The sequence below is a fragment of the Ferruginibacter sp. genome (assembly GCF_031430955.1).
Classification (GTDB): domain Bacteria; phylum Bacteroidota; class Bacteroidia; order Chitinophagales; family Chitinophagaceae; genus Ferruginibacter.
Genome location: NZ_JANPCM010000232.1, coordinates 1 through 6,016, shown reverse-complemented (window position 1 = coordinate 6,016; position 6,016 = coordinate 1). Strand labels below are relative to the sequence as shown.

The 6,016-nt window shown below is 34.6% G+C and carries 7 protein-coding genes; 4 read left to right on the top strand and 3 right to left on the bottom strand.

Annotated features, from left to right (window positions below; genetic code table 11):
• On the top strand, positions 1-589 hold a 589-nt coding region (locus ACY65O_RS06525), incomplete at its 5' end, for a hypothetical protein (protein ID WP_462220047.1).
• A gap of 5 nt (positions 590-594) precedes the next feature.
• Here the strand turns inward: ACY65O_RS06525 and ACY65O_RS06520 are convergent.
• From ACY65O_RS06520 to ACY65O_RS06510, 3 genes are all read right to left on the bottom strand, one after another.
• On the bottom strand, positions 595-2,148 hold the full coding sequence (locus ACY65O_RS06520; protein ID WP_462220046.1) for an Rne/Rng family ribonuclease: 1,554 nt from the start codon (positions 2,146-2,148) through the stop codon (positions 595-597).
• A 285-nt stretch (positions 2,149-2,433) separates the two neighbouring features.
• On the bottom strand, positions 2,434-3,288 hold the full coding sequence (locus ACY65O_RS06515) for a tetratricopeptide repeat protein (RefSeq protein ID WP_462220045.1): 855 nt from the start codon (positions 3,286-3,288) through the stop codon (positions 2,434-2,436).
• A gap of 35 nt (positions 3,289-3,323) precedes the next feature.
• Positions 3,324-3,647 carry an HU family DNA-binding protein gene (locus ACY65O_RS06510; RefSeq protein ID WP_462220044.1) on the bottom strand — a complete coding sequence of 108 codons (324 nt, stop codon included), beginning with the start codon at positions 3,645-3,647 and terminating at the stop codon, positions 3,324-3,326.
• Between the two features lie 205 nt (positions 3,648-3,852).
• On the opposite strand from ACY65O_RS06510, the gene mutY reads away from it, so the two are divergent.
• The 3 genes from mutY to ACY65O_RS06495 form a co-directional block, all read left to right on the top strand.
• On the top strand, positions 3,853-4,932 hold the full coding sequence (mutY, locus tag ACY65O_RS06505) for an A/G-specific adenine glycosylase (protein ID WP_462220043.1): 1,080 nt from the start codon (positions 3,853-3,855) through the stop codon (positions 4,930-4,932).
• A gap of 84 nt (positions 4,933-5,016) precedes the next feature.
• Positions 5,017-5,448 (top strand): single-stranded DNA-binding protein, encoded by a 432-nt coding sequence (locus ACY65O_RS06500; RefSeq protein WP_462220042.1) that lies wholly within the window; start codon positions 5,017-5,019, stop codon positions 5,446-5,448.
• An 82-nt stretch (positions 5,449-5,530) separates the two neighbouring features.
• On the top strand, positions 5,531-6,016 hold a 486-nt coding region (locus ACY65O_RS06495), incomplete at its 3' end, for a CNNM domain-containing protein (RefSeq protein ID WP_462220041.1).

Sequence of the window (6,016 nt, the reverse complement as noted above, 5' to 3'; positions counted from 1 at the left end):
CATGTGGCCTAAGGAGATAGCAAAATTATTACCGGGCCAAAGGGTTGATACGAATTATTTATACACTGTTTACGGTCCTCCTAAACAATTTATTTTAAAAACATGCAGAACGTTACAAGAAGATAATCAAAAAAAGGAAATGGAAAAAAGAAAGAGAGAAGATGCTTTGGAAAAATGGCAGCCAAAAAATCTGGCGGGCCAAATACAAAAATATTATAACCCTTCAGCCATAACAAATTTGGGCTGGATAAATTGCGACCGGTTTTATCAATATAGTCCTCCAGCGGAAATTGAAATTGATTTACCCATTACATTTAATAAGGGAACCATTCAATACTTTGTCATCTTTAAAAATTTCAACGGCTTAATCAATGGTAAACTGGAGTTTTCTGAAGGTGAAAATATTTCATTGAAAAACTTACCTGCTGGCGAATCAATTACTTTAATTGCATTCACAAAAAACAACGGGCAGCTTTTTCACTGCAAAGAAGAATTTGTAATTCAGAAAAATAAACCTGTAAAGCTTTACTTTAAAAATATCTATGCAGAAGAAATGAATAAAATATTTGGTAAGAATGTGAGGATATAATTTTCCTACAGCTTTATTTCCTCATCACTGTCATCAAAAAAATGAAACTCGGTAAGATGATAATTGGTATTTTGCTGAAGCTTAATCTTTTGTTTGAATTTGCGTTTCCATTTACTCAGTTTAGAGTTAAAGAAAATGCCTTTGGTAAGATAAGCGTATAAAATAGGATGTACTTCTACAGTTAATCCTTTATGCTTTTGCATAATGAGGTAGTTTAAATTCTTTTCTATCTCATCTTCCAATATTAATGTAGAAGAAATTTTGCCGGTGCCTTCGCAACTGGGACAAATTTCTGTAGTGTTAATGGTCATTTCCGGCTTCATACGCTGGCGGGTAATTTGCATTAACCCAAATTTACTTATAGCCAGCACTGCATGTTTTGCTCTGTCGCTACGCATAAAACCTTCCATCGCATCAGCAAGTTTTTTCTTGTTCTCCATCAACTTCATATCAATAAAGTCAACTACAATAATGCCACCTAAATCTCTAAGGCGTAATTGTCTTGCTATTTCTTCAGCAGCTTCTAAATTTGTTTCCAAAGCATTTTGCTCCTGGTTATTACTTACACTTTTATAACCGCTGTTTACATCAATTACATGCAAGGCTTCGGTATGCTCCACAATTAAATAAGCACCACTGGGCAGGTTAACTGTTTTGCCAAAAGCTGCTTTTACCTGTTTGGTAATACCAAAACTGTCAAAAATAGGGGAGCCGTTATTGTAGTAAGAAACAATATCTGCTTTATCGGGTGCAATACGCTGAATATACGTTTTGGTATCAGCAAAAATTGTTTTATCGTTTACTACTATCTTATTAAAATCTTCGCTCAATAAATCTCTTAATATACTGGTGGTTTTACCCAGCTCATTTAAAATTCTTGCCGGAGGTGCGGCACTTTTTAAATTGGTTTGTATCGATTTCCAGGTGGCAATCAAACTTAAAAGGTCTTCATGCAATTCAGCCGTGTGTTTTCCTTCGGCAGCAGTACGCACAATTACACCTAAATTTTTGGGCTTGATAGCTTCTATAATTTTTTGTAATCTTTTTCTTTCGTCCGATGAATGTATTTTACGGGAAACAGCAACAATATCATTAAACGGAGTAACTACCACAAAACGGCCGGGTAAAGATAATTCGCAACTAAGGCGTGGGCCCTTAGCTGCAATTGGTTCTTTTAAAATTTGTACTAAAATGTTGGGGCGGCCACTCAGTATTTCTGTTATCTTCCCTGTCTTTACAATTTCAGGCTCTACTTTAAATTTAGCAAAATCAAAACCTGTTTCGCTTTTATCGTTAATGGCTTCAGTTGTAAATTTTAAAATGGAACGAACATAAGGGCTAAGATCGGTGTAATGCAGAAAGGCGTCTTTTTCAAAACCCACATCAACAAAGGCAGCATTTAAACCGGGGATTAATTTTTTTACTTTACCAAGATAGAGGTCACCCACGCCAAAGCTGGCATCAGTTTTTTCACTGTGCAGCTCTACCAGTCTTTTATCTTCCAGCAGTGCAATCTCTACACCTTGCGGCGCAGCATTAATTATAAGTTCCTTGGTCAAGCGTAAATTTTTGATAAGACCGTTACATCATGGAAAGGATATATACCTGCATACAATAATTGCACTACCAATTAAGCGGCAAACTGTACTGCATACAGATAAATTGTGTACCGATGGGGAATCGGGACACCGTAAGAAAAATCAATTATTTTTTCTTATGACGGTTCTTTCTTAAACGTTTTTTACGCTTGTGTGTTGCAATTTTATGACGTTTTCTCTTTTTACCACAAGGCATAACTAGTCTTTTTTGTGTTTAAAATAATATGTTTAATTCGTTGTGTTCTTTTATTGTAAATGTTTTATCCGCTCTTCTATCTCTTTACTGTATTCAGGATTGTTGGCAACCCTTTTCATTTCCGTGTACCATTTAATTGCTTCGGTTTTATCTCCTTTATTTGCATAAGCATCGGCTAAAAATGCTATAGCTTCTAAATTATTGGGTTCGGCTTTTACCACTTTTGTTAAACGGTCAATTGCTTTGTCGTATTGCCCCGATACATATCCACCCACACCTAAAACTAATTGCGCCTTCATGTTTAAAGAATCTTTTCTAACAACAGCCAGCAATTGCTGAATGCCTTTCATAGTTTCTTCGGGCTTTCCTGTGCGGCCTTTGCCATAAATGTAGCAACTGCCTAATCCAATTTTTAAATCGTCGCTTTCGGGATTTAAAGTAATAGCCTGTTCAAATAACTCTATTGCCTGTTCTGTTTTCCAATCTAATTTAGCGGCATCCTGTTCTCCTCTCAGATTATCCAAAATTAATTGGGCAGCAAAGGTGAGGTTTTTTTCTGACTTATCCAACTTAGCAGCGGCCGATAAGTAATATATATAAGGTTCAAAAGCACGGGCACTGTCTTTCCAAAAATTGGCAAGCTGATTATTGGCGGTAATTTGCTGGTTAAGTACATCACCACGGGTTACACTATTCTCTAATTTACCAAGTGTAAGTACCTGCGAAGCAGTGAGTTTTTGTTTTGCTTCGGTTATATATTGAGTAATATTAAATGCAGGCGTTGCTGTTTTTGCATTGGCAGGTGTAGCGGCAGCTGTAGTTTTTTTTGAGACTGTTCTTCCAAAAAAGAAAAGGCCTGCAACTAAAATTAAGCCTGTTGCAGCAAGTAATAATTGTTTATTCATAAAATTATCCCGGTATTTTCGGGAGTAAAGGTACATTAGTCTTCGCCTTCATCGTGGTTTTCTCTAAGCTCTTTAATGTTTTTAGAAGATTTTATTTCCTGCATAAATTCTTTGGCAGGTTTAAAGGCGGGTATAAAATGCTCCGGTATCTCCACCGCAATATTTTTTTTGATATTGCGACCAATTTTAGCAGCACGTTTTTTTATAATAAAACTTCCAAAACCTCTTATATATATATTTTCGCCAGAAGATAAAGATTTTTTTACCTCTTTAAACATTGTTTCAAGGGTTACTAGAACATCTACTTTAGGGATGCCTGTTTTGTCGGAAATTTGGTTGATAAGGTCTGCTTTTCTCATAATAGATTTATATTTCTGTTAGAAAAGTACAAAAAAGGGTTGAAAATTCCAAATAAGATGGTGATTATCAACTACTTTGTCTTGCAAAAATATATTCATCTTTTTAAAAAAAAGTAATAACCTGTTGATTATTAACAGCATCTGCTTTATTTGCTATGTATAAATATTTTGTGACAACAACTTTATAAAATTGACATTTGCGGATATGATTTCTCAAAAAAAATATTTTACATCTGCTCTTTTGCATTGGAACAGTACATCCAATAACCGGCCAATGCCCTGGAAGGGGGAAAAAGATCCCTATAAAATATGGTTAAGCGAAATTATTTTACAACAAACAAGGGTAGAGCAGGGCTGGAATTATTATAATCGTTTTGTAGTGGCTTTTCCTGATATTAATAAATTAGCTAAAGCACCCGAAACAAAAGTTTTTAAACTTTGGGAAGGATTGGGATATTATACACGGTGCAAAAATTTAATAGCTACTGCAAAATTTATTGCTAATGAAAAGAAAGGTAAATTTCCTGATAATTATGATGATATTTTAAAACTGCAAGGTGTTGGTCCTTATACAGCTGCAGCCATTGCATCTTTTGCATATAATTTGCCCTATGCAGTGGTTGACGGAAATGTGTTCAGGGTTTTATCACGTTTTTTTAATGATGATACTGCAATTGACAGTACAGAAGGGAAAAAAAAATTTACTGCACTTGCACAGGAATTATTAGATAAAAAACAACCCGGCATTTACAACCAGGCGTTAATGGATTTTGGTGCTGTAGTATGCAAACCAAAGTTGCCTTTATGTAAGCAATGTGCGCTGCAAAGCAGTTGTGGCGCATATTTAAAAGGATTAGTAAATGTTTTACCCGTAAAAGAAAAAAAGATAACACAAAAAACAAGATGGCTTTTTTATTTTATTATAGAGCATAATAGCAAAGTATATGTGCGTAAACGTGGTACAAAAGATATATGGGAAAATCTGTACGAATTTGTTTTAGTAGAAGCTGAGGCAGCAACAGATGCCGTACAATTGGAAAAATTACCTGCTTTTAAAAAATTGTTGAAAAAAGGCACTTATAATATAGAAACCATTTCAAAACTGTATAGCCAAAAGTTAACACACCAAACTATACATGGCCAGTTTATTAAAATAAAATTAAAAAATAAAGCAGCAATAGAAGGGTATCAATCCGTTTCGCAAAAGGAGTTTGCCAGCTTACCTTTCCCCAAATTCATAACAAACTATTTGAAAGATAAAAATGTATCTTTAAATTTGTTATAGCACTAAATCTGGTACTTGGACAGTGTTAAATCAATTTTAAAAATCCTTTTCTCTTTAATTGATAAGGGGGCAAAATAAAATTTTATGAGAGGCGTAAACAGGGTAATGTTAATTGGCAACCTGGGTAAAGACCCGGACATACAATTTTTGGAAGGCAATATTGGGGTTGCTAAATTTTCTTTAGCAACCACTGAAACTTTTAAAGACAGAAGTGGTAAACTAATTTCGCAAACAGAATGGCATACAGTGGTGTTGTGGCGTGGCTTGGCTGACCTGGCTCAAAAATATTTACACAAAGGCAGTCTTGTTTATATTGAAGGCCGTTTAAAAACCCGTAGTTGGGAAGATAAAGACGGCAATAAAAAATTTGCAACTGAAGTGGTTGGTGATAATTTAATTATGCTGGAGAAAAGAAGTGATGGCACTCACCCGGCGGCAGGCATTGAAAGTATGGAAGGAATTAATGGTGCCGATATTCCGCCAATTGACGATGGTACAGAACGTTTACCCTTTTAAAAAAACATAATTTTTTTTTTTGAATTTTAATAAGTAAAGTTGATGCATATAACTTTACAATTATTGACTTAAATATTTTATTTTGGATTATCATTCGGTTACCGGTTTTATTAATTATTTTCCATTAACATTATTGGCAATTACTCTTGCGGCTAATGCTGTGCTTATCTTTCTTGCTATTTTACTTTTTATTATTTCATTTTTAGTAGCCGGTTCCGAAGTCGCTTTTTTCTCACTTACGTTTAAAGATATTAATTTACTTAAAACCAAGCAGCAGCCTGCATACCGGCGCATTGTTAATTTGCTGGAACATCCAAAAACATTGCTGGCTTCCATGCTAATTGCCAATAGCTTTGTAAACATTGGTATTATTTTAATCTCCAACCTTTTAATTGATGACTGGATTACAGGCTTGAATTTTAATTTTTTAACCGTTTTTTTAATTAAAGTAGTAGCTGTTACTATTTTGCTGGTTTTATTTGCTGAAGTATTACCAAAAATTTGGGCCACACATCATAAAGTATGGTTTGCAGCAACTGCCTCTTTAATTGTTGAAATATTCACCAGT

Excerpts from the sequence above, each read along its gene's own strand:
- ACY65O_RS06510 (WP_462220044.1), bottom strand. The coding sequence starts at position 3,647 with ATGAGAAAAGCAGACCTTATCAACCAAATTTCCGACAAAACAGGCATC.
- mutY (WP_462220043.1), top strand. The coding sequence starts at position 3,853 with ATGATTTCTCAAAAAAAATATTTTACATCTGCTCTTTTGCATTGGAAC.
- ACY65O_RS06500 (WP_462220042.1), top strand. The coding sequence starts at position 5,017 with ATGAGAGGCGTAAACAGGGTAATGTTAATTGGCAACCTGGGTAAAGAC.
- ACY65O_RS06515 (WP_462220045.1), bottom strand. The coding sequence starts at position 3,288 with ATGAATAAACAATTATTACTTGCTGCAACAGGCTTAATTTTAGTTGCA.